The sequence below is a fragment of the Streptomyces sp. NPDC039423 genome, from assembly GCF_055598725.1.
The window spans coordinates 41,451-62,801 of the sequence record NZ_JBVKAH010000016.1 but is presented as its reverse complement, the minus strand read 5'-3'; the positions used below and the strand labels follow the sequence as shown (position 1 = coordinate 62,801).

The window sequence follows — 21,351 nt, the reverse complement described above, 5'->3', positions numbered from 1 at the left end:
AACGAAAGTGACCCGGGTGAACGAGAAAGACATGGGCACCGACCTCAAGTCGGTGCTCATCACCAAGGAAGAGATCGACGCGAAGCTGGCGGAGCTCGCCGCGAAGATCGACGCGGAGTACGCGGGCAAGGACCTCCTCCTCGTGGGTGTCCTCAAGGGGGCCGTCATGGTGATGGCGGACCTGGCGCGCGCGCTGTCCACCCCCGTCACGATGGACTGGATGGCCGTCTCGTCGTACGGCGCGGGCACCCAGTCCTCCGGCGTCGTCCGGATCCTCAAGGACCTGGACACCGACATCAAGGGCAAGCACGTCCTGATCGTCGAGGACATCATCGACTCCGGCCTCACGCTCTCCTGGCTGCTGTCGAACCTCGGCTCGCGCGAGCCGGCCTCCCTGGACGTCTGCACGCTGCTGCGCAAGCCGGAGGCGGCGAAGGTCGCGATCGACGTGAAGTGGATCGGCTTCGACATCCCCAACGAGTTCGTCGTGGGCTACGGCCTGGACTACGCGGAGAAGTACCGCAACCTCCCGTTCGTCGGCACGCTCGCGCCGCACGTCTACGGCGGCTGAACGACCCCGGAGACCCGCCGGTCCCCGGGAACCTGGACCGCCCTCCCGCCGTTGGAGCATGGGAAGGCGGTCGCGGGTGACAATGCTGGGGTACCGTCCGAAGAACAGTCTTTTCTCATAGCAGCATTTACCTACGGGCAGGAGGGACGGGGCGTCATCGCTCCGTATGGATGGACGTGAAGCGATACTTCCGTGGGCCGGTCATGTGGATCGTGCTGGCCGTCCTCGCCGTGGTCGTGTTGATGCAGGTCGTCGGCTCGTCCGGTGGCTACAAGACGGTGGACACCGGCGAGGTCGTCCAGGCGATCGACAAGAACCAGGTCGACCAGGTCAAGCTGACCACCGGCGACGAACAGATGATCAAGGTCGACCTCAAGGACGGCCAGAAGGTCAAGGGCAGCGACAAGATCCAGGCGAGCTACATCGGCACGCAGGGCTCCGATCTCGCCGCCACGCTCCAGAAGAAGTACGAAGCCGGCGACATCGACAAGGGCTACACCGTCTCGCCGACCAAGCAGAGCGCCATCGTCTCGGTGCTGCTCTCGCTGCTCCCCTTCGTACTGATCGTCGTGGTCTTCCTGTTCCTGATGAATCAGATGCAGGGCGGCGGCTCCCGGGTCATGAACTTCGGGAAGTCCAAGGCCAAGCTGATCACCAAGGACACCCCGAAGACGACCTTCGCCGACGTGGCGGGGTCCGACGAGGCCGTCGAGGAGCTCCAGGAGATCAAGGAGTTCCTCCAGGAGCCGGCGAAGTTCCAGGCCGTCGGCGCCAAGATCCCCAAGGGTGTGCTGCTGTACGGCCCGCCCGGAACGGGCAAGACCCTGCTCGCGCGCGCCGTCGCCGGCGAGGCGGGCGTCCCGTTCTACTCGATCTCCGGCTCGGACTTCGTCGAGATGTTCGTCGGTGTCGGTGCCTCCCGGGTCCGTGACCTCTTCGAGCAGGCCAAGGCGAACGCCCCGGCGATCGTCTTCGTCGACGAGATCGACGCCGTCGGCCGGCACCGCGGCGCGGGCCTCGGCGGCGGTCACGACGAGCGCGAGCAGACCCTCAACCAGCTCCTCGTCGAGATGGACGGCTTCGACGTGAAGGGTGGCGTCATCCTGATCGCCGCCACCAACCGGCCGGACATCCTCGACCCGGCGCTGCTGCGCCCGGGCCGTTTCGACCGGCAGATCGCCGTCGACCGCCCGGACATGCAGGGCCGTCTGGAGATCCTCAAGGTCCACCAGAAGGGCAAGCCGGTCGCCCCGGACGTCGACCTGTCCGCCGTGGCGCGTCGTACGCCGGGCTTCACCGGCGCCGACCTGTCGAATGTGCTGAACGAGGCCGCGCTGCTCACCGCGCGCAGCGACAAGAAGCTCATCGACAACCACATGCTGGACGAGGCGATCGACCGTGTGGTCGCGGGCCCGCAGAAGCGGACCCGGATCATGTCGGACAAGGAGAAGAAGATCACCGCGTACCACGAGGGCGGTCACGCCCTGGTCGCGGCGGCCTCGCCGAACTCCGACCCGGTCCACAAGATCACCATCCTGTCCCGCGGCCGGGCCCTGGGCTACACCATGGTCCTGCCCGACGAGGACAAGTACTCCACCACCCGCAACGAGATGCTCGACCAGCTCGCCTACATGCTGGGCGGGCGCGCGGCCGAGGAGCTGGTCTTCCACGACCCGACCACGGGCGCGGCCAACGACATCGAGAAGGCGACCGCGACCGCGCGGGCCATGGTCACGCAGTACGGCATGACCGAGCGGCTCGGCGCGATCAAGTTCGGCGGCGACAACACCGAGCCCTTCCTGGGCCGGGAGATGGCGCACCAGCGCGACTACTCGGAAGAGGTCGCCGCGCTCGTCGACGAAGAGGTCAAGAAGCTCATCGAGACCGCGCACAACGAGGCCTGGGAGATCCTCGTCGAGAACCGTGACGTCCTCGACAACCTGGTCCTCCGGCTGCTGGAGAAGGAGACGCTCAACAAGGAGGAGATCGCCGAGATCTTCGCCACGATCGTCAAGCGCCCGGCCCGCCCGGCGTGGACCGGCTCCGCCCGGCGCACGCCCTCGACGCGGCCGCCGGTCCTCTCCCCGAAGGAGCTGGCGCTGACCAACGGTGCCGCGGGCACCAACGGCGTCACCCCGACGGACGTCACCAAGACCAGCCCGTCGGTCCCGCCGGCGGACGCGGTCCCCGAGGAGCGTCCCGAGAGCTGATCCGGCCGGCCGGGCACCCCCCGGCGGGCTCCGGCCCCGGAATGAATGCCGCGCCCCCCAGGTTCTAGCCTGGGGGGCGCGGCTTTCGCGTGTGCGGTCCCGCGCGCACACAGGCACCACGGAACGAGGCACAGATGACCGACCCGGTGACGTTGGACGTCGACGGCACGATCGGCGAGTTCGACAAGAAGCGAGCGGAGAACGCCGTGCGCGAACTCCTCCTCGCGGTCGGTGAGGACCCGGACCGCGAGGGGCTGCGCGAGACGCCGGCGCGGGTGGCGCGGGCGTACAAGGAGATATTCGCCGGCCTCTGGCAGCAGCCCGAGGACGTCCTGACGACGACGTTCGACCTGGGCCACGACGAGATGGTCCTGGTGAAGGACATCGAGGTCACGTCCTGCTGCGAGCACCATCTGGTCCCGTTCCGGGGCGTGGCCCACGTCGGGTACATCCCCTCGACCGAGGGCAAGATCACCGGGCTGTCGAAGCTGGCCCGGCTCGTCGACGTGTACGCCCGCCGGCCCCAGGTGCAGGAGCGCCTGACCACACAGGTCGCGGACTCGCTGATGCAGATCCTGGAGCCACGCGGCGTGATCGTGGTCATCGAGTGCGAGCACATGTGCATGTCGATGCGCGGCATCCGCAAGCCGGGGGCCAAGACCATCACCTCGGCGGTGCGCGGGCAGCTCCGGGACATCGCCACCCGGGCCGAGGCCATGAGCCTCATCATGGCGCGCTGACCCCCGGACGGCCCCTCCGCCGGCCCCCCGTCGCCCTCCGGCCACCCCTCGGCCATGACCGAACGGTTATCGGCCAAGGCATTGGACGGGCGGGGCGGACGGCCGGAAGACTCGTGCGCGTACGTCAGGAAGTCCTGACGTCTCCGGGACATTCACGGATGGAGACGCGCGCATGAGCGACAATGCCCTGCCCACCCGCCGACTCGGCGGCCTCGACGTGTCCGCCCTCGGCTTCGGCGCGATGGTGCTCTCGCCCGGGGTCTACGGGGAGATCGACGACGACCGCGCCGAGCGGGCGCTGCTCGCCGCGGTGGACGCCGGGGCGACGCTCATCGACACCTCCGACGGGTACGGCGCCGACGGCCACAACGAATGGCTGGTCGGCCAGGCGCTGCGCGGCCGGCGGGACGAGGTGGCCATCGCCACCAAGTTCGGCTTCCGGCTGCCGGAGGGCGTCGAACCGCACCCCTTCCCGGTCGGGTACGCCTTCGGGGAGCTGGCCGTCAACGCCGACCCCAAGCATGTGCGCGGGTACGCCGAGGCCAGCCTGCGTGAGCTGGGCACCGACCGCATCGACCTGTACTACCCGCACTTCCCGGACCCGCAGGTGCCGCTGGAGGACACCGTGGGCGCGGTGGCCGAGCTGATCGCGGCGGGCCTCGTCCTGCACCTGGGGCTCTCCAACGTCACCGCCGCCCAGCTCCGCGCCGCGCACGCCGTGCACCCGGTGGCGGCCGTGCAGACCGAGTGGTCGATGTGGCGGCACGCGGACGAGGAGCTGCTGGCCACGGCACGCGAGCTGGGCGTCGGCATCGTCGCCTGGTCGCCGCTGGGCGCCGGGTTCCTGACCGGCAAGGTCGACAAGGTGGAGGACGGCGACTTCCGGCAGCACATGCCCCGGTTCGACGCCGCGAACCACCAGGCCAACAAGGACCGCTTCGCCCCCGTCCGGGGGATCGCCGAGGAGCTGGGCATCACCCCGGCGCAGCTCGCCCTGGCCTGGCTGCTGGACCAGGACGAGCACGTCGTCCCGATCCCGGGCAGCCGTACCCCGGCGCACATCCGGGAGAACCTGGCGGCCGCCCACGTACGGCTGACCCCGGACGTCCGTGACCGGCTGGCGGCCGTCCTGGCCGGCACCGAGGTCGCGGGCGGCACGCTGCTCTAGGGCCCCGGGCGGTCAGGCAGCCCGGGTGGGGGTCTCGTCGTCGTCCTCGGGGAGTTTGCAGACGCGCTCCAGAAAGATCGCCGCGGCGATCACCCCGATGCCGGCCAGCACCGAGAAGCCGGCGTAGATCGCCTGGTCGCGGCGGGCGGGGATGTCGAGCGAGCCGAGCAGGAAGACGCCCGTGCCGCCGTACATCCCGCTCACCAGGGCCGCGACCAGGGCGCTCGCCTGGCCGAAGACGACCGCGCGGGCGGCCATCATCGGCTCCACGCCCTTGGCGTCGGGGCGGCGCTCGCGCTGGGCGCGCAGCCGGGAGCGCAGCGAGAGCGCCGTCGCGGTCAGGACGACCGCGATGACCGCGAGGACGATCGGCGCGGCCAGGGGGACGCTCGGCAGGGTGCCGAACGACTCCCACAGCCGCGCGCCGCCCCAGGAGAGGATGCCGGCGACGACGAACAGTCCGGCCAGTACCTTGAGCCGCAGTTGGTTCACCGGGCGCCCTTCATCTCGTCGCCGTGCCGTGCTTGCCGATCACTCAACGCTACTCGGGCAGGCGCAGTTCCAGGTCGGTCCGGGCAAGGACGCCCTCCCGGCCGACACCGCTCAGCAGCTCGGCGACCGCGCCGGCGCCCGGTAGCTGTGCCTCGGGCTCCACGTCGTGCCACGGGGCCAGGACGAAGGCCCGCTCGTGGGCGCGGGGGTGCGGCAGGGTGAGGACGGGGTCGTCGGAGACGACGTCCGCGTACGCCACGATGTCGACGTCGAGCGTGCGCGGTCCCCAGCGCTCGTCGCGGACCCGGGCGAACGCCTCCTCCACGGCGTGGGCCCGCTCCAGCAGGGACGCGGGCGGCAGCGTCGTCTTCAGCAGGACGACCGCGTTGTAGTACGACGGCTGGGAGCCGGGGTCGACGCCCCACGGCTCCGTCTCGTACACCGGGGAGACGGCCTTGACCCGGACCCCCGGGGTGTCCTCCAGGGCGTCGATGGCGCCCTGGAGCGTCTCCAGGCGGTTGCCCAGGTTGGCGCCGATGGAGATCACGGCCCGTTTGGGGTTGGACAGGGTGATGTCGGCGGCGTCGACCTGCTCCGTCACGGCGGCGGGCACCGGCTGTACCGTCGGGTCGCTGTGCGTCTTGTTCATGCGCGGCTCCGGGTGATGGTGATGGTCACGTCGTCGAAGGGCACGGTGATCGGGGCGTCCGGCTTGTGGACCACCACCTCCACCTCCTGGACGCCGGCGTGCTTCAGGCACTGCTGGGCGATGCGCTCGGCGAGCGTCTCGATCAGGTCGACCGGCTCGCCCTGGACGACGTCCACGACCTCCTCCGCCACCACGCCGTAGTGCACGGTCTTCGCCAGGTCGTCGTCGGCCGCCGCCGGGCGGGTGTCGAGGCCGAGCACCAGGTCCACGATGAAGGTCTGGCCCTCCTCGCGCTCCCGGGGGAAGACGCCATGGTGCCCGCGGGCCTTGAGGCCGCGCAGCGCGACACGATCCACGCGAATCACTCCTGCTGTCGTTGGTCTGGCGGGCACGCGGCCGGGTGCGGACGGCGCGGTGCCACCAGTCGAATCTACCCGCGCGCACGGACACGCCCCGACCACGGGCTCCTCAAGGGCTCGCCTACCCACTCAGGAGGGGTTGTCGTCGGCGTCCTCCTCGCCGGTTTCGGCCAGAACGGGGGAGCCGTGGTGCGCCCAGATCCGCCAGCCGTCGGGTGTGCGGCGGAACACATTGGTGGCGACGACGAGCTGCCCGACCAGCGGGCCGAGGTCGGCGCCGTCCTCGGCGGGGCCACCGCTGAGGATGTTCTCCGTACAGGTCACCAGGGCCGTGTCGCCGGCCATGGCGACCTTCACGTCGGTGAGGAAGAACTGGATGTAGTCGGTGTTGGCCATGATCAGGGCGTACGAGCGGAGGACCTCGCCGCGCCCGGAGAGCACCGGCCAGCCGGGGTGGACGCACGAGATCTCACCGTGCGCGTCGTCCAGCCAGAGCTCGGAGACCTCTTCGAAGTCGCCCCGTTCGAGCGCCTCGTAGAAGGCGGTGTTGGCGAGCTCGACCGCCTCCATGTCGGTGCGTGCCGCGTCGCTCACCGGGCTCCCTCGACGGCGCGGGCCACCCGTACCGCGTCCGCCGTGGCGCGCACGTCGTGGACCCGTACGGCCCAGGCGCCCTCGTGCGCGGCGATCGCCGAGACGGCGGCGGTGGCTGCGTCCCGTTCCCTGGCGGGTGGCGGGGCGGCCCCTTCGCCGGCCAGGACGTGGCCCAGGAACCGTTTGCGGGAGGCGGCGACGAGCAGCGGGCGGCCCAGCGCCCGCAGGTCGGCCAGGTGCGCCACCAGGGCCAGGTCGTGCGGGGCCGCCTTGGCGAAGCCGAGGCCCGGGTCGACGACGATCCGCTCCGGGTCGACACCGCCCTCGACGACGGCCTCCATGCGGGTGCGCAGCTCGGTGACGACCTCGGTGACGACGTCGTCGTACACGGCCAGGCTGTTCATGTCCTTGCTGAAGCCGCGCCAGTGCATCACGACGAACGGCACCTCGGCGGCGGCGACGGTGGGGACCATGGCGGGGTCGGCGAGGCCGCCGCTGACGTCGTTGACCAGGATCGCGCCGGCCTCGACGGCCCGGCGGGCGACCGAGGCGCGCATGGTGTCGACCGAGACGGCGACCCCTTCGGCCGACAGGCCGCGTACGACGGGGACGACCCGGCGCAGCTCCTCGTCCTCGTCCACCCGGGTGGCGCCCGGGCGGGTCGACTCGCCGCCGACGTCCACCAGATCCGCGCCCTGGGCGACCAGGTCGAGGCCGTGCTTGATGGCGGCCGTGGTGTCGAACCAGCGGCCGCCGTCGGAGAAGGAGTCGGGCGTCACATTGACGACCCCCATGACCGCGCAGCGGTCGAACGTGGGCAGGCCCCGGGCCGTGCCCCGTCCGCGCAAGGTACTCATGCGACCAGCCTAGGTCGTGTCCGCGAAGTCTCGCGGGTCAGGCGGCGCGGACCTCGTGCTCGGCGCGGGCCGTGGTGAGGTGCGCGCACGGGCGGGCCGTGGCGGCCGAGCGGCGGCGGAACGGCCGGGGCGGGGCCAGGCTGACGAAGCCCTCCGCCTGCATCGCGGCGAAGCCGATGCGCGGCAGGTCGCGGGCGTTGCGGTAGACCACGAAGCGGGGCTCCCAGCGCGGCTGGAACTTGGCGTTGAACTTGTACAGCGACTCGATCTGGAACCAGCGCGAGAGGAACACCAGCAGGCCGCGCCAGATCCGCAGCACCGGTCCGGCGCCGAGCTTCTCGCCGCGGGCCAGGGCGGAGCGGAACATCGCGAAGTTCAGCGAGACCCGCTCGATGCCCAGCTTGGGCGAGGCCTGGAGGGCGGCCACGATCAGCAGCTCGTTCATGCCCGGGTCGGCGGAGCGGTCGCGGCGCATCAGCTCCAGCGACATGCCGTCCGTGCCCCAGGGCACGAAGTGGATGATCGCCTTGAGGTCGCCGTAGGGGGAGGTGCCGGAGCCGTCGTCGGCCTTGTGGGCGGTGGCGATCACGGCGTCGCCGTCGGCCGGGTCACCGATCCGGCCCAGGGCCATGGAGAAGCCCCGCTCGGTGTCGGTGCCGCGCCAGTCGGCCGCGGCCCGCCGGATGCGCTCCAGTTCGCCGTCCGACAGGTCACGGGCGCGCCGTACCCGGGTCTCGTAGCCATTGCGCTCGATGCGCTTGACCATCTGGCGCACGTTCCGCATGGCGCGCCCGGTCAGGGAGAAATCCGCGACGTCCACCACCGCCTCGTCGCCCAGCTCCAGCGCGTCCAGACCGGTCTCCCGGGTCCAGACCTCGCCGCCGGTCTCGGAGCAGCCCATGACGGCGGGGGTCCAGGAGTGGGCCTTGGCCTCGTCCATGAACCGCTCGATGGCGCCGGGCCAGGCCTCGACGTCGCCGATGGGGTCGCCGCTGGCGAGCATGACGCCGGAGACGACGCGGTAGCAGACGGCGGCCTTGCCGCTGGGGGAGAAGACGACGCCCTTGTCGCGGCGGAGCGCGAAGTGGCCGAGCGAGTCGCGGCCGCCGTGCCGCTCGAGCAGGGCGCGCAGCCGGGTCTCGTCGTCCTCGGTGAGCCGGGCGACCGGGTGCTCGGGGCGGAAGGCCAGGTAGATGGTGGTGATGGCGGTCAGCAGGCCGAGGGCGCCGAGGGAGTAGCCGACGGTCCAGTCGACGCCGCCGCGGTAGCCGACGGGGCCCTCCATGCCGAACAGGCCGTACAGCACGTGCTCCAGGCGGTCGCTCAGGCTGGGGCTGCCGATGACCTTCCCGGGGTGGGCGCTGACGATGACCAGGCCGAGCGCGATGGATCCGGCGCCCATCAGGACGAAGTTGGCCAGCGCCTTCCAGCGGCTGCGCGGGTCGGGCAGCGCCGCGAACTCCCCGTGGTGGCGCACCAGCGGCACCAGGAGCAGCAGCGAGAACAGCGCCCCGATCACGGAGTGCCGGTAGACGAACTGCGCGGCCGCCCCGACCGGCAGGAGGACCACGGCGGCCCGCCAGGCGCGGCGCTTGTGGCGCTTGAGCCCGTGGGCGAGCAGCAGCAGCAGGACGCCGACGCCCATGGAGAGGGCCGCGGAGAGCGGGCCCAGGGTGCCGGGCAGCACCTCGGCGATGGCGTGCATCCGGCTGGTGCGGAACCGCGGGAAGACGCCCGCGGCGATGTCGATCAGACCGATGAACGTGCATGCCGTGCCGACCAGGGTGGGCACCTTCTCGGCCCGTGGCCCGCGCAGGACACGGCGTATCCGGCTCGGAACCGATTCCGACTTATCCCCATCTACCGTGACAGACATCGCTTCCCAAGGCTCCGCAGAGATTCGTTGTGTCCCATCGGCCGGAAATGGTCCGGCCCGGACGATGTGCGCTCTCTAGGACGGCCCGCACGGGAGGCTGGTTCATTCCCGCCCCGGAAAACTTCGACGAAGAAGGCTTGAACGACTCATGGGTCTCACCAGCAACAAAGTCCTGGCGCTGGCCGTGCTGCTGGCCGTGGTGCTGTTCGCCCTCACCGTCCGGCTGTGGCCCCGGCTGGCGGGCGCCGGCCCCCGGGCGGTCCTCGGCAGGATCGGCCTGCTGCTGGCGACCCAGGTGGCGCTGTTCGTCTCCGTCGGCCTCGCCGCGAACAACTACTTCCTCTTCTACGGCTCCTGGGCCGACCTCTTCGGCCGGCAGCAGGAGATGGGCGTGGTCGTCGACCACTCGGCGGGCGCCAAGGACATCAGGGTCGTCGGCAAGCAGAAGCCGGAAGGCGTGCCCGGGGGAGGGAGCCCGGAGGTGGGCGGACAGATCCAGAAGGTCGTCGTCACGGGGCGGCGGTCGGGGATCGACAGCCCGGCGTACGTCTACCTGCCGCCGCAGTACTTCCAGCCGGCGTACGCACGCAAGACCTTCCCCGCCGCCGTCGTCCTGACCGGCTACCCGGGCACCGCCGAGAACCTGCTGAAGGGGCTGAAGTACCCGCGTACCGCCTTCGAGCAGGCCAGGGACGGGAAGATGCAGCCGATGGTCCTGGTGATGCTGCGGCCCACCGTGGCCCCGCCGCGCGACACGGAGTGCGTCGACGTCCCGGGCGGCCCGCGGACGGAGACCTTCTTCGCCGAGGACCTGCCCCAGGCGGTCTCCAGGGCCTACCGGGTGGGGACCGCGCCCCGCAACTGGGGGTTCATCGGCAACTCGACCGGCGGCTACTGCGCCCTGAAGATCGCCCTGCACCACCCCGAGCGGTACGCGGCCGGCGCCGGCCTGTCCGCGTACTACCGGGCCGCCGAGGACATGACCACCGGCGACCTCTTCCGCGGGGACCAGCGCCTGCGCGACCGCGCCGACCTGCTGTGGAGCCTGGACCACCTGCCGCAGGGACGGTCGTCGTTCCTGGTGACCACCTCGCGCCAGGGCGAGGGCAACCTCCGGGCCACCCGCGCCTTCGTGAAGAAGGTGAAGGCGCCCGCCCGCGTCTCGTCGATCACCCTGGACAGCGGCGGGCACAACTTCAACACCTGGAACCGGGAGATCCCGCCCGCGCTGGTGTGGCTGAGCGGCCGGCTCAGCGCCGCCTGATCAGCCGACGGTCCGGACGTCGACCTCCGTGCGGGCCACGTCCTGGGCGTCCGCGTCGATCGAGCGGCGCAGCGCCTCGTGCAGCCGGGCCGGGGTCAGCACACCGAGGAAACGTCCCTGCCCCTCGGGGTCGGTGACGGCGATCCAGCCCGCGTCGTGCTGGAGCATCGTCGCGAAGGCCTGCTTGAGCGACGCCCCGACGGGAAGCCGGGCGTCCATGCGCCGGGCGTGGTCGCGCACCGAACCGCTGCCGGCGGCACTCTCCGCCGAGATCCAGCCGTGCAGGGCGTCGTCGCCGTCCAGGACGACCGCCCAGCGCGCCCCGAGGTCGCGGGGCAGCGCGTCGTCGAGGTGGACGACGGGCGGCTGTTCGAGGTCGCCCGTCTCGATGGGCGTGACCGACAGCCGCTTCAGGCCCCGGTCCGCGCCGACGAAGTCGGCCACGTACGGGGTCGCGGGGGCGCCCAGCACGGTCGCGGGGGCGTCGAACTGCTCGATCCTGCCCTGCCCGTAGACGGCGATGCGGTCCCCCAGCCGGACGGCCTCCTCGATGTCGTGGGTGACGAACAGGACCGTTTTGCGCACCTCCGACTGGAGCTTGAGGAACTCGTTCTGGAGGTGCTCCCGTACGACCGGGTCGACCGCGCCGAACGGCTCGTCCATCAGCAGGACGGGCGGATCGGCGGCCAGGGCGCGCGCGACCCCGACGCGCTGGCGCTGCCCGCCGGAGAGCTGGTGGGGGTAGCGCTCGCCGTGGACGGAGGGGTCGAGGCCGACGAGGGCGAGGAGTTCGGCGGCCCGGGCGCGGGCCGTGGCGCGTTTGACGCCGAGCAGATGGGGGACGGTCGCGGTGTTCTCCAGGACCGTCTTGTGGGGGAAGAGGCCGACCTGCTGGATGACGTAGCCGATCCGGCGGCGCAACCGGACGGGATCGACTCCGGCGATGTCCTGGCCGTCGACGAATATCCGGCCCTCGGTGGGTTCGACGAGCCGGTTGACCATCTTCATGGTCGTGGTCTTGCCGCAGCCGGACGGCCCGACGAGCGTGACCAGTTCGCCCTCGGCCACCTCGAACGACAGGTCGTCGACGGCGGTCGTGCCGTCCGCGTACCGCTTGGTGACGCGTTCGAATCGGATCATGCGCCCCATTGTGGCCGGTGGCCGGTTCCTCGCGGCCGCGCGGCATGTGAAGTCCTTGTTGCCGGGCTGTGGTGACGATCGGTGATTGTCGGTGGAGGGGGTTAGGGTCGTTGTCGGATCGAACACCGGGTCGGGCGGACGTGGGGCGGGAGGTGGGGCGTGAGTGCCGCGACGAGCGCTGCCGGATGCCTGGCGGCCAACGACTGGATCTGCGGTGAGTACGTGCGCTCCCGCGCCCAGGAGCTGACCGACGCCACCATCGAGCACGTGTGGATCACGGTCGTCTCGGTGCTGATCGGGCTGGCCGTCGCGTTCCCGCTGGCGCTGCTGGTGCGCGCCCGGCCGCGGTGGGCCGGGCCCGTGCTCGGGCTGACCACCGTGCTGTACGCGGTCCCCTCGCTGGCGATGTTCTCGCTGCTGCTGCCGTTCTTCGGCCTGTCGGCCGCGCTGGTGGTCACCGGCCTCGTGCTCTACTCGCTGACCATCCTCGTGCGGAACGTGCTGGCGGGCCTCGCCGCGGTGCCCGAGGAGGCCCGGGAGGCGGCGCGCGGGATGGGGTACGGACGGGGCCGGCTGCTCTGGGAGGTCGAACTGCCGCTGGCGCTGCCCGCGGTGATGGCGGGGGTGCGGATGGCGACGGTGTCGACCGTCGCCCTGACGACGGTGGGCGCGCTGGTCGACTACGGCGGCCTGGGCACGCTGATCACCACGGGGCTGCAGAGCTTCTTCAAGGCGCAGGTGCTGACCGCCTCCGCGCTGTGCGTGCTCCTGGCGGTGACCGCCGACCTGCTGCTGCTCGGGCTGCAGCGGCTGCTGACGCCCTGGACCCGCACGCCCGGGGCGGGCGCGCGCGTACGCAAGGCGGGGTGAGCGATGGGCGCGGTGGCCGACGCCTGGACCTGGCTGACGACCGGGGCGCACTGGCAGGGCGAGAGCGGGGTGCTGAACCGGCTGGCGGAACACCTGTGGTTCAGCGGTGTCTGCCTGGTCGTCTCCGGCCTGATCGCCCTGCCGGTGGCGCTGTGGCTCGGGCACCTCGGCCGGGGCGGCGCCCTGGCGGTGAACCTGTCCAACGCCGGGCGCGCGGTGCCCACGCTGGCGGTGCTGGTGCTGCTGACGCTCACCCCGCTGGGCCGGCACGGCGACCTGCCGACGATCATCGCGCTGGTGCTGTTCGCCGTGCCGCCGCTGCTCACCAACGCGTACGTGGGGATGCGCGGGGTGGACCGGGCGGTGGTCGAGGCGGCGCGCGGCATGGGGATGTCCGGGGGCCAGGTGTTCCGGCGGGTGGAACTGCCGCTGGCGTACCCGATGGTGATGACGGGTATCCGGACGGCCACCGTGCAGGTGATCGCCACCGCCACGCTCGCCGCGATGGCCGGCGGTGGCGGGCTGGGCCGGATCATCACCGCCGGTTTCCACACCAACGACACCGCGCAGGTGGTCGCCGGGGCACTCGTGGTCGGCGCGCTCGCACTGCTGGCCGAGGGCCTGCTGGTGCTGGCGGGCCGGGTGTGCGACCCGATGCGGGCGACCCGGCGCGCCCGGTGAACCGAAGCGAAGCGACACGGCAAGACGGCTGGACCGGACGGAGAGCGTGATGAGCAGGATCTCGATGGCGGGAGCGGTACTGGGCGTGGTGGCGCTCACCGGCGGGCTGGCCGCGTGCGGTGGCGGCCAGAGCCTGGAGGAGCGGGGCGGCGCGGACACCGCGTCCGGTGGCGGCGACAAGGGGACGCTGGTCGTCGGGTCGGCCGGCTTCACCGAGGCCAATGTGCTGGCCGAGCTGTACGCGCAGGTGTTGAAGGACGCCGGATACTCCACGTCCATCAAGACCGTGGAGAACCGCGAGCTCTACGAACCGTCCCTGGAGAAGGGCGACATCGACGTCGTACCGGAATACGCGGCTACGCTTGCGGAATTCCTGAACGCGAAGGTGAACGGCCCGAAGGCGGTCGAGGAGAAGCCGGTCGCTTCCAGCGATGTCACCGCGACCGTGACGGCTCTCGAGAAGCTCGCCGGACCGCGTGGCCTGAAGGTGCTTCCGGCCGGTGCGGCGGTCGATCAGAACGCCTTCGCCGTCACCCGGGAATTCGCCGCGAAGAACAAGCTCAGGACCCTTTCCGATCTCGGTGCCTCCCGGCTGAAGGTCAGGATCGCGGCCGGTGACGAGTGCGAGGTGCGGCCGTTCTGCGCACCCGGGCTGAAGAAGGCGTACGGCATCGACGTGGCGGGCATCGACCCCAAGGGCGTGGGCACGCCCCAGGCCAAGCAGGCCGTGAAGGACGGCACCGACCAGCTCGTCCTGACCACGACGACCGACGCGACGCTGGACGCCTTCGGGCTGGTGCTGCTGGAGGACGACAAGAAGCTCCAGAACGCCGACAACGTGCTGCCCGTCGTCAATGCGGAGGACGCCGGTTCGGCGGAGATAGCCGCCGCCCTGAACAAGATCACCAAAGCCCTCACCACGGCGGATCTGGTGGAGTTGAACAGGAAGGTCGACGCCGAGCGGGCAAAGCCGGCGGACGTGGCGAAGGCTTACCTGGAGGCCGAGGGACTGATCAAGAAGTAAGCGGTGCCACGGGGTGCCGACCCGGTGCGAAGCCGATTCGCATCACAGGGCCGAAACATTGCCGGGCCGACACCCCATACGGCGCCTACGCACGGTAAATTTCAGGCCATGCCACGTGGACGCCACCGCCATTCCCCACCCCTGCACAGGCTTCTGCCCCCTTCCGCCGTAGCCGGAGCGGCCGTTCTGTGCGCCGGTGGCGCCTGGCTCCTCACCGATCCGCTGGTCCTGCGCGTCCTGACCGCCGCCGCGGCCGCCGCGGCGGTCACCGGCGCGGTGCTGATGCGCAGTTGGGACCGCGCGGCCGGCCGCCGTGTCGCCGAACTGACCCGGGCCCGGGCCGGCGACCAGTGGCGCACCGAGGAACGCGTCGCCGAACTGGAGACGGACCTGGAGGAGTCCCGCGAGCTGCGCGCCAAGCTCGACGCCAGGCTCCGTGCCAAGCGGGTCGAACTGGCCGCGCTGCGGAACGAGCACGCCGAACTGCTGCGCCGGTACGCCACCGCCGAGACCGAGCGCGCCAGCGCCCTGGAGGGCCGCCGGCAGCTTGCCCTCGAAGCCGCCGCCCCCACCCGGGCGCTGCCCGCCGCGGGGTCCACGCCCACCCCGGCCGGCTACCTCCAGGCCGCCAGGGCGCTGGAGAACCTCACGCGCAACGCCGCCGCCCAGGAGGCCCGGCGCACCACCGAGGAGGCCCGCCGCCGCGACCTGGCCGAACGGGCCCGGGAGGCGGACGAGCCGCAGGGGAAGCACGCGGCGGTCGCCGAGCGGCGGCACGACCGCCCGTCGGCCGCCGCCCCTGCCGTCCACGACGCCTCCGCGATGCGCCGGGTCCCGCCGGCCGCCGCGGTCGTGCCGCGCACCGAACAGCGCCGCCCGGCGTCGCGCCTCCAGGGCGGTTTCGACTTCTTCGGCACGGGCGCGAAGGCCCCCGCCGCCATCGAGTCCGGACAGGCCATCGAGTCCGTGCAGCACGAGGACCTCGCGGACGTGGTGGGCGAGGAGGCCCTCGCCGTACGGCGGCGGGAGGACCGCGCGGTCGGCAAGGTCATCGACCTGACCGCGCACGACGAGACCGAGCAGCTCGACGTGGTGGAACTGCGGCGCGACGCGGTGTCGTAGGCCGGCGGCCGGCTACTTGTCGATGTCGCCGACGACGAAGAAGAACGACCCCAGGATCGCCACCATGTCGGCCACCAGCGTGCCGGGCAGCAGCTCGACCAGCGCCTGGATGTTGTTGTAGGACGCCGAGCGGAGCTTGAGGCGGTACGGGGTCTTGTCGCCCTTGGAGACCAGGTAGTAGCCGTTCAGGCCGAGCGGGTTCTCGGTCCAGGCGTACGTGTGGCCCTCGGGCGCCTTGAGGACCTTGGGCAGCCGCTGGTTGATCGGGCCGGGCGGCAGGGCGGCGATCCGGTCCAGGCAGGCGTCCGCGAGGTCCAGCGAGTTGTGGGTCTGGCCCAGCAGGCACTCGAAGCGGGCCAGGCAGTCGCCCTCGGTGCGGGTGACGACCTCCAGGGCGTCCTGGAGCTCCCCGTACGCCAGGTAGGGCTCGTCGCGGCGCAGGTCGAAGTCCACGCCGGAGGCGCGCGCGATCGGGCCGCTGACCCCGTACGCGTGGACGATCTCCGGCGACAGCACGCCGACCCCGCGGGTGCGGCCGCGGAAGATCTCGTTGCCCAGCACGAGCCGGTCGTACACGTCCATGCGCGAGCGGACCTCGGCCACCGCCGCGCGGGCCCGGCCGAGCCAGCCGGCCGGCAGGTCCTCCTTGAGGCCGCCGACCCGGTTGAACATGTAGTGCATCCGCCCGCCGGAGACCTCCTCCATCACGTGCTGGAGGTCCTCCCGCTCCCGGAAGGCGTGGAAGATCGGGGTGATACCGCCCAGTTCGAGGGGGTACGAGCCGAGGAACATCAGATGGTTGAGCACCCGGTTCAGCTCGGCGAGCAGGGTCCGGGTCCATACGGCCCGCTCGGGGACCTCCATGCCCAGCATCCGCTCGACGGCCATGACCACACCGAGCTCGTTGGAGAACGCCGACAGCCAGTCGTGGCGGTTGGCCAGCATGATGATCTGGCGGTAGTCCCGCGCCTCGAAGAGCTTCTCCGCGCCGCGGTGCATATAGCCGACGACCGGCTCGGCGTGCCGGATCACCTCGCCGTCCAGGACGAGGCGGAGGCGCAGCACGCCGTGCGTGGAGGGGTGCTGGGGTCCGATGTTCAGCACCATGTCGGTGCTTTCCGCGGCACCGCCGATGCCGACCGTGGTCTCCGTCATGCCGGACAGTATCCCTCCCCGGGCACGCGCTGGAGCAGCCAGGTGAAGTCCCCGAGCCCGCCCCGCGCGGTCAGCTCGGCGGCCTCCCCGGCCCGTGCCAGCGCCCGTACGTATCCGGCCGGGTCCGTCCGGGCCGTGTCGAGGGGCGGGCGCCTCCCGTTCACCCCGAGCCGCCGCAGCGCCTCGGCCTGGCCGACCAGCTCGGTGCGGTACGGGAAGGGCCCGGAGCCCCCGGCCGTACCCCCGCCCCCGGCCGTACCGCCGCTTCCGCCCGCCCCGGACGTGGCGGCCGCGACGCCGGCCGCGGCGCAGGCGTCCAGGGCCACATGGGCCGTGATGTCGCACGTGCCGTCCGGGACCGGAGGCACCTCGCGGCCCGCGCGGAAGCCGGTCAGCGTGCCGAACGGGGGCCGGGCGCCCACCGCGTGCGCGTAGTCCACCGCCACCGCCAGGCCCGCCTCCAGGGTGCCGACCGCCCGGGCCCACGCCTCGTCGCGCGGCCGGCCGATCTCGGCGCGGTCGCCCGGTTCCCGCAGCGGCCACCAGCGGGACAGCCACGCGGCGTCCGCGCCCGCCACCGGGGCGCCCAGCCGCTCGGTGCCGTCCGGCGCCACCTCCACGTACCGGTCGGTGCCCGACCCGTCCCGCTCCGCCACGTCCACCGGGACGTTGTCCAGCCACTCGTTGGCGAACAGCAGCCCCCGCACCCCGGACGGCGGCTCGGCCGTCCAGACGACCCGCGGGTCCAGGCCCTCCGGCCGGGCCGCGCGCTCGACGGCGTACGCCCGTACCCGGAGCCCCGGCGGCGCGGCGGCCAGCACACCCGCCACCAGCTCGCCCCGGCCCGCGCCCAGGTCGACCAGCGTGACGTCGTCCGTGCCCAGCCCCTCCGCCACCCCGGCCAGCAGCCGGGCGACCGCCCCGGCGAACAGGGGCGAGGCGTGCACCGACGTACGGAAGTGCCCCGCCGGTCCCTCGGGCCGCAGATAGAAGCCGCCGGGCCCGTACAGAGCCGCCTCCGTGGCGTCCCGCCAGCCGCGCCAGGGACCGCGGGGACAGGTGTCATCATTCACGGGCACCAGTCTCCACCTTGCGGAGTACGCCTCCGCCGCCTGGATCGGCCCTCCGGTTGACCCATGCACCTATCCGCTTTCCCTACGCTGGGTCACGTGCAGCGCCTCTACGACTTCATCCGCAGACACCCCACGGGCGTCGACAGTTTCTGGGCTGTGATGCTCCTGGGGTTCTCCTCGCTGTGGGTGGTCCAGGCCCCGGACGGGGCCCAGCCGCGTGGCGTCGCCGCCGGGATCGTCCTGCTGCTGTGCCTGACGCTGGCGCTGCGCCGCCGCGCGCCGGAGAAGGTGCTGGTGCTCACCGCCGCGCTCGGTGTCGCCCAGCTCGTCCTGGACATCGGGGTGAACCCGGCCGACTTCGCGATGCTCGTCGTCATCTACACGGTCGCGGCCCAGGGCGACGGACCGCGCTGGGCGTCCCGGCTCGCCCTCGCCGGTGGCGTGTGCGCGGCGCCCCTGGCTCAGCTTCGCTGGCCGGAGGCCAACGTCTCCACCGCCGGGAAGATCTTCTTCACCGTCGTGCTCATCGTGCCGTTCGTCCTCGCCTGGGTGCTCGGGGACTCCATGCGCACCCGCCGCGCCTACTTCGCCCAGCTCGAGGAGCGTGCCTCCCGGCTGGAACGGGAACGCGAGGCCCAGGCCAAGGTCGCCGTCGCCGCCGAGCGCGCCCGGATCGCCCGCGAGCTGCACGACGTCGTCGCCCACAACGTCTCCGTCATGGTCGTCCAGGCCGACGGTGCCGCCTACGTCCTCGACACCTCCCCCGACCTGGCCAGGCAGGCCCTGGAGACGATCTCCGGCACCGGCCGTCAGGCCCTCGCCGAGATGCGCCGGCTGCTCGGCATCCTCCGCACCGGCGAGCCGCAGGACTCCGAGGACTACGTCCCCCAGCCCGACGTCCAGCAGATCGAGGACCTGGTCGAACAGGTCCGCGCCGCCGGGCTGGCCGTGGACTTCAGGGTCGAGGGCACCCCGCGCCCGCTGCCCAGCGGCGTCGAGCTCACCGCGTACCGCATCGTGCAGGAGGCGCTGACCAACACCCGCAAGCACGGCGGCCCGGACGCCGGCGCGAGCGTGCGGCTGGTCTACTTCGACGACGGACTCGGCCTGCTCGTCGAGGACGACGGACGCGGCGCGGCGCACGAGATGTACGAGGACGGCGGCGCCGACGGCCGGGGCCACGGCCTGATCGGCATGCGCGAACGGGTCGGTATGGTCGGCGGCACCCTGGACGCCGGGCCGCGGCCGGGCGGCGGCTTCCGCATCAGCGCCCTGCTCCCCCTCAAGCCCGCCCACTGACCGCTCGTACAAGGACGTGAGGAACCGCATGCCGATCCGCGTGATGCTCGTCGACGACCAGGTGCTGCTGCGCACCGGCTTCCGCATGGTGCTCGCCGCCCAGCCGGACATGGAGGTCGTCGCCGAGGCGGGCGACGGCGCCGAGGCCATCGAGGTCCTCCGCGCCACCGCCGTGGACGTGGTCCTGATGGACGTACGGATGCCGAGGCTGGACGGGGTGGAGGCGACCCGGCGCATCTGCGCGGCGCCCGAGCCGCCCAAGGTCCTCATCCTCACCACCTTCGACCTCGACGAATACGCCTTCTCGGGGCTGAAGGCGGGCGCGAGCGGCTTCATGCTCAAGGACGTCCCGCCGGGCGAACTGCTCAGCGCGATCCGCTCCGTGCACAGCGGCGACGCGGTCGTGGCGCCCTCCACGACCCGGCGGCTGCTGGACCGCTTCTCGCCGATGCTCCCGGCCACCGGCAACGAGCCGCGCGACAAGACCCTGGAGCGGCTGACCGAGCGGGAGCGCGAGGTGATGATGCTGGTCGCCCAGGGCCTGTCGAACGGCGAGATCGCCGCCCGCCTCGTCCTGTCCGAGGCCACGGTGAAGACCCATGTGGGCCGCATCCTCACCAAGCTGGCGCTGCGGGACCGCGTCCAGGTGGTGGTCATGGCGTACGAGACCGGCCTGGTCCGGGCCGGTGGCGGCGGCCGCTGACCCACGGACGCCCCCGGGCGGGGCGGCCTCCGGTCCCGGACGCCCCGGCCGTCCGGTTCCGGACATTCCCTAGCGCAGCACGGTTTCCAGGAAGTCGCTGCCGATCCGGGCGACCGCCGCCACGTCGAGCTGGTGCAGCACGTAGCGGCCCCGGCGGCGGGTGGTGACCAGGGCGGCCTTCTTCAGCACGGCCAGGTGGCGGGAGACCTCCGGCGGGGTGATGCCGTACGCGTCCGCCAGCTCGCCCGTCGTGTACGCGGCGCGCGCAAGCTGCCGGCACATGCGCATCCGCATGGGGTGGGCCAGGGCGTCCATGCGGAGCTGGAGCAGCTCCACCGAGGCGGGGCTCGGCAGTTCCGGCGCGCCCACCGGGTAGTGGACGACGGGGCGCCAGCCCGGGGCGTGCAGCACCATCAGGTGCGGCCAGCCGAAGCTGGACGGCACGAACGACACGCCCGCCCCGACGGCCGGGTCGGCGGCGGTGGTCCGCCCGTTCGCCAGCTTGTCCACCTCGATGCGCTGCTGCGAGCCGTCCTCGGAGACCCCCAGCGTCACCGCGGGCGACACCGCCCGCAGCGTCTCGGGCAGGCCCTTGTGGCGCAGCAGCTCCGTCTTGTGCCGGGCGTCGGCGGCCAGGGCGGGCGCGACCCGGCGCCAGGTGTCCGCGAAGAACGCCCGGTCGCAGTCCTCGAAGAGCCTCCGCAGCCAGGCGCGCACCCCGGCGGGGTCGGCGAGCATGCGGCGGGTGAAGTCGAGCTGCTTGGGCCCCCGGTTGGCGGCCAGCTCCAGCGCCCGTTCGGGGCGTACCGGGCCGCCGGTGGCGTACTGCGCGGAACAGGTGAACTCCAGCGCGGCGGCGACGAACCGGTCCTCGTCCAGCCGGTCCAGCAGGTCCAGCTCGTCGGCGAGCGTCGCACCCGCCCGGCCGTCGCCGCCACGGATGCCGGCGTACGGCATCAGGACGTCCGAGAAAGTGGTCGTCCAGAGGAAGTCCGCCTCGTGCAGCCGGTCGGCCAGGTCCGGCTTGAGCGAGGCCGCCGTGGCGGTGGCCCAGCCGTGCAGGCCCGGGTGGTGGCCCGGTTCGGCCAGCGCGTGCAGCGCCACGCCCAGCTCGGCGAGGGGCGACGGCTCGAAGACGATGCGCTCGGGCGGCAGGCCCGTGATGTCGATGATCACGCTCACGCCCCCATGGTGCGGGGTCCGGCCGCGGACCTCCCGCCGATTGACGGTGCTCGTCAATCCACGGGGCACGGCGCGGCGGACGGGCGGAGGCTGGCGTACATGAACGCCCTGCACCAGCACATGATCGACGCCTACCGGGCCGCCCGGCGCGGTGAGGCGCCCCCGCCGCCCCCGGGCCGGGACGACCTGGCCGTCCTCCGTGCCGCCCGCGACCGGTACCTACGGCGCGCCCGCCCCCGGGCGCGGTCCACAGGCTGTGGACAGTGAGGTAGCCCCGCGTAACGCTGGCGTAGCATGACGAGAAATCGTCCGGTACCCCCCG

At 72.3% G+C, this 21,351-nt stretch carries 22 protein-coding genes; 12 read left to right on the top strand and 10 right to left on the bottom strand.

From position 1 onward, the window contains the following. Positions 1–31: 31 nt before the first annotated feature. From hpt to ACZ7LK_RS31615, 4 genes are all read left to right on the top strand, one after another. Entirely contained in the window at positions 32–571 is a 540-nt protein-coding gene (gene hpt, locus ACZ7LK_RS31630) for a hypoxanthine phosphoribosyltransferase (RefSeq protein ID WP_392275693.1), read from the top strand. A gap of 170 nt (positions 572–741) precedes the next feature. Then, a complete protein-coding gene (ftsH, locus tag ACZ7LK_RS31625; protein WP_392275377.1) occupies positions 742–2,781 on the top strand; it encodes an ATP-dependent zinc metalloprotease FtsH in 2,040 nt (679 codons plus the stop codon). Positions 2,782–2,915: 134 nt separating this feature from the next. Further along, positions 2,916–3,521, top strand: a complete 606-nt coding sequence (gene folE / locus ACZ7LK_RS31620; protein WP_471144591.1) for a GTP cyclohydrolase I FolE — start codon at positions 2,916–2,918, stop codon at positions 3,519–3,521. A 172-nt stretch (positions 3,522–3,693) separates the two neighbouring features. Then, the gene (locus tag ACZ7LK_RS31615) at positions 3,694–4,689 is read left to right on the top strand and encodes an aldo/keto reductase (protein WP_392275375.1); all 996 of its coding nucleotides are present in this window, start codon (positions 3,694–3,696) and stop codon (positions 4,687–4,689) included. A 12-nt stretch (positions 4,690–4,701) separates the two neighbouring features. Here the strand turns inward: ACZ7LK_RS31615 and ACZ7LK_RS31610 are convergent, their stop codons facing one another. The 6 genes from ACZ7LK_RS31610 to ACZ7LK_RS31585 all read right to left on the bottom strand — a co-directional run bounded on the left by ACZ7LK_RS31610 (position 4,702) and on the right by ACZ7LK_RS31585 (position 9,516). Further along, positions 4,702–5,181: a DUF3180 domain-containing protein gene (locus tag ACZ7LK_RS31610; RefSeq protein ID WP_392275374.1), complete on the bottom strand. Its 480-nt coding sequence runs from the start codon at positions 5,179–5,181 to the stop codon at positions 4,702–4,704. Positions 5,182–5,230: 49 nt separating this feature from the next. Continuing rightward, positions 5,231–5,830 carry a 2-amino-4-hydroxy-6-hydroxymethyldihydropteridine diphosphokinase gene (gene folK / locus ACZ7LK_RS31605; RefSeq protein ID WP_392275373.1) on the bottom strand — a complete coding sequence of 200 codons (600 nt, stop codon included), beginning with the start codon at positions 5,828–5,830 and terminating at the stop codon, positions 5,231–5,233. Then, a complete protein-coding gene (gene folB / locus ACZ7LK_RS31600) occupies positions 5,827–6,186 on the bottom strand; it encodes a dihydroneopterin aldolase (RefSeq protein WP_156693033.1) in 360 nt (119 codons plus the stop codon). The genes folK and folB overlap by 4 nt, the downstream gene beginning before the upstream one ends. 132 nt (positions 6,187–6,318) lie before the next feature. Then, positions 6,319–6,759: a nuclear transport factor 2 family protein gene (locus tag ACZ7LK_RS31595; protein ID WP_392275692.1), complete on the bottom strand. Its 441-nt coding sequence runs from the start codon at positions 6,757–6,759 to the stop codon at positions 6,319–6,321. A 20-nt stretch (positions 6,760–6,779) separates the two neighbouring features. After that, entirely contained in the window at positions 6,780–7,640 is an 861-nt protein-coding gene (folP, locus tag ACZ7LK_RS31590; RefSeq protein WP_469462131.1) for a dihydropteroate synthase, read from the bottom strand. A gap of 37 nt (positions 7,641–7,677) precedes the next feature. Further along, positions 7,678–9,516 carry a phosphatidylglycerol lysyltransferase domain-containing protein gene (locus ACZ7LK_RS31585; protein ID WP_471144590.1) on the bottom strand — a complete coding sequence of 613 codons (1,839 nt, stop codon included), beginning with the start codon at positions 9,514–9,516 and terminating at the stop codon, positions 7,678–7,680. 148 nt (positions 9,517–9,664) lie between these two features. Between ACZ7LK_RS31585 and ACZ7LK_RS31580 the strand changes: the two genes are divergently transcribed. Further along, on the top strand, positions 9,665–10,780 hold the full coding sequence (locus ACZ7LK_RS31580) for an alpha/beta hydrolase (RefSeq protein ID WP_471144589.1): 1,116 nt from the start codon (positions 9,665–9,667) through the stop codon (positions 10,778–10,780). On the opposite strand, the gene ACZ7LK_RS31575 is transcribed toward ACZ7LK_RS31580, so the two are convergent. Next, on the bottom strand, positions 10,781–11,920 hold the full coding sequence (locus ACZ7LK_RS31575) for an ABC transporter ATP-binding protein (RefSeq protein ID WP_392275369.1): 1,140 nt from the start codon (positions 11,918–11,920) through the stop codon (positions 10,781–10,783). A 159-nt stretch (positions 11,921–12,079) separates the two neighbouring features. Here ACZ7LK_RS31575 and ACZ7LK_RS31570 point away from each other — a divergent pair, with 159 nt between their 5' ends. From ACZ7LK_RS31570 to ACZ7LK_RS31555, 4 genes are all read left to right on the top strand, one after another. After that, complete coding sequence (locus ACZ7LK_RS31570) at positions 12,080–12,790, top strand: ABC transporter permease (RefSeq protein ID WP_392275368.1); 711 nt, start codon at positions 12,080–12,082, stop codon at positions 12,788–12,790. Between the two features lie 3 nt (positions 12,791–12,793). Then, entirely contained in the window at positions 12,794–13,471 is a 678-nt protein-coding gene (locus tag ACZ7LK_RS31565; RefSeq protein WP_392275367.1) for an ABC transporter permease, read from the top strand. Positions 13,472–13,520: 49 nt separating this feature from the next. Then, complete coding sequence (locus tag ACZ7LK_RS31560; protein WP_392275366.1) at positions 13,521–14,495, top strand: ABC transporter substrate-binding protein; 975 nt, start codon at positions 13,521–13,523, stop codon at positions 14,493–14,495. 108 nt (positions 14,496–14,603) lie between these two features. Continuing rightward, on the top strand, positions 14,604–15,617 hold the full coding sequence (locus ACZ7LK_RS31555; protein WP_392275365.1) for a hypothetical protein: 1,014 nt from the start codon (positions 14,604–14,606) through the stop codon (positions 15,615–15,617). A gap of 12 nt (positions 15,618–15,629) precedes the next feature. Here ACZ7LK_RS31555 and ACZ7LK_RS31550 read toward each other — a convergent pair whose 3' ends face one another. Continuing rightward, the gene (locus tag ACZ7LK_RS31550; RefSeq protein ID WP_392275364.1) at positions 15,630–16,772 is read right to left on the bottom strand and encodes an NADH-quinone oxidoreductase subunit D; all 1,143 of its coding nucleotides are present in this window, start codon (positions 16,770–16,772) and stop codon (positions 15,630–15,632) included. Further along, the gene (locus ACZ7LK_RS31545; protein WP_471144594.1) at positions 16,769–17,854 is read right to left on the bottom strand and encodes an SAM-dependent methyltransferase; all 1,086 of its coding nucleotides are present in this window, start codon (positions 17,852–17,854) and stop codon (positions 16,769–16,771) included. Before ACZ7LK_RS31545 ends, ACZ7LK_RS31550 begins: the two co-directional genes overlap by 4 nt. Positions 17,855–17,941: 87 nt before the next feature. Here ACZ7LK_RS31545 and ACZ7LK_RS31540 point away from each other — a divergent pair, with 87 nt between their 5' ends. Both ACZ7LK_RS31540 and ACZ7LK_RS31535 read left to right on the top strand, forming a co-directional pair. Further along, a complete protein-coding gene (locus tag ACZ7LK_RS31540) occupies positions 17,942–19,144 on the top strand; it encodes a sensor histidine kinase (RefSeq protein ID WP_471144588.1) in 1,203 nt (400 codons plus the stop codon). 28 nt (positions 19,145–19,172) lie between these two features. After that, complete coding sequence (locus ACZ7LK_RS31535; protein WP_392275362.1) at positions 19,173–19,847, top strand: response regulator; 675 nt, start codon at positions 19,173–19,175, stop codon at positions 19,845–19,847. 69 nt (positions 19,848–19,916) lie between these two features. Here the strand turns inward: ACZ7LK_RS31535 and ACZ7LK_RS31530 are convergent, their stop codons facing one another. Beyond that, on the bottom strand, positions 19,917–21,023 hold the full coding sequence (locus ACZ7LK_RS31530; RefSeq protein ID WP_392275690.1) for a DUF5937 family protein: 1,107 nt from the start codon (positions 21,021–21,023) through the stop codon (positions 19,917–19,919). Between the two features lie 105 nt (positions 21,024–21,128). On the opposite strand from ACZ7LK_RS31530, the gene ACZ7LK_RS31525 reads away from it, so the two are divergent. Further along, positions 21,129–21,296: a hypothetical protein gene (locus tag ACZ7LK_RS31525; protein ID WP_392275361.1), complete on the top strand. Its 168-nt coding sequence runs from the start codon at positions 21,129–21,131 to the stop codon at positions 21,294–21,296. Positions 21,297–21,351: the final 55 nt, after the last annotated feature.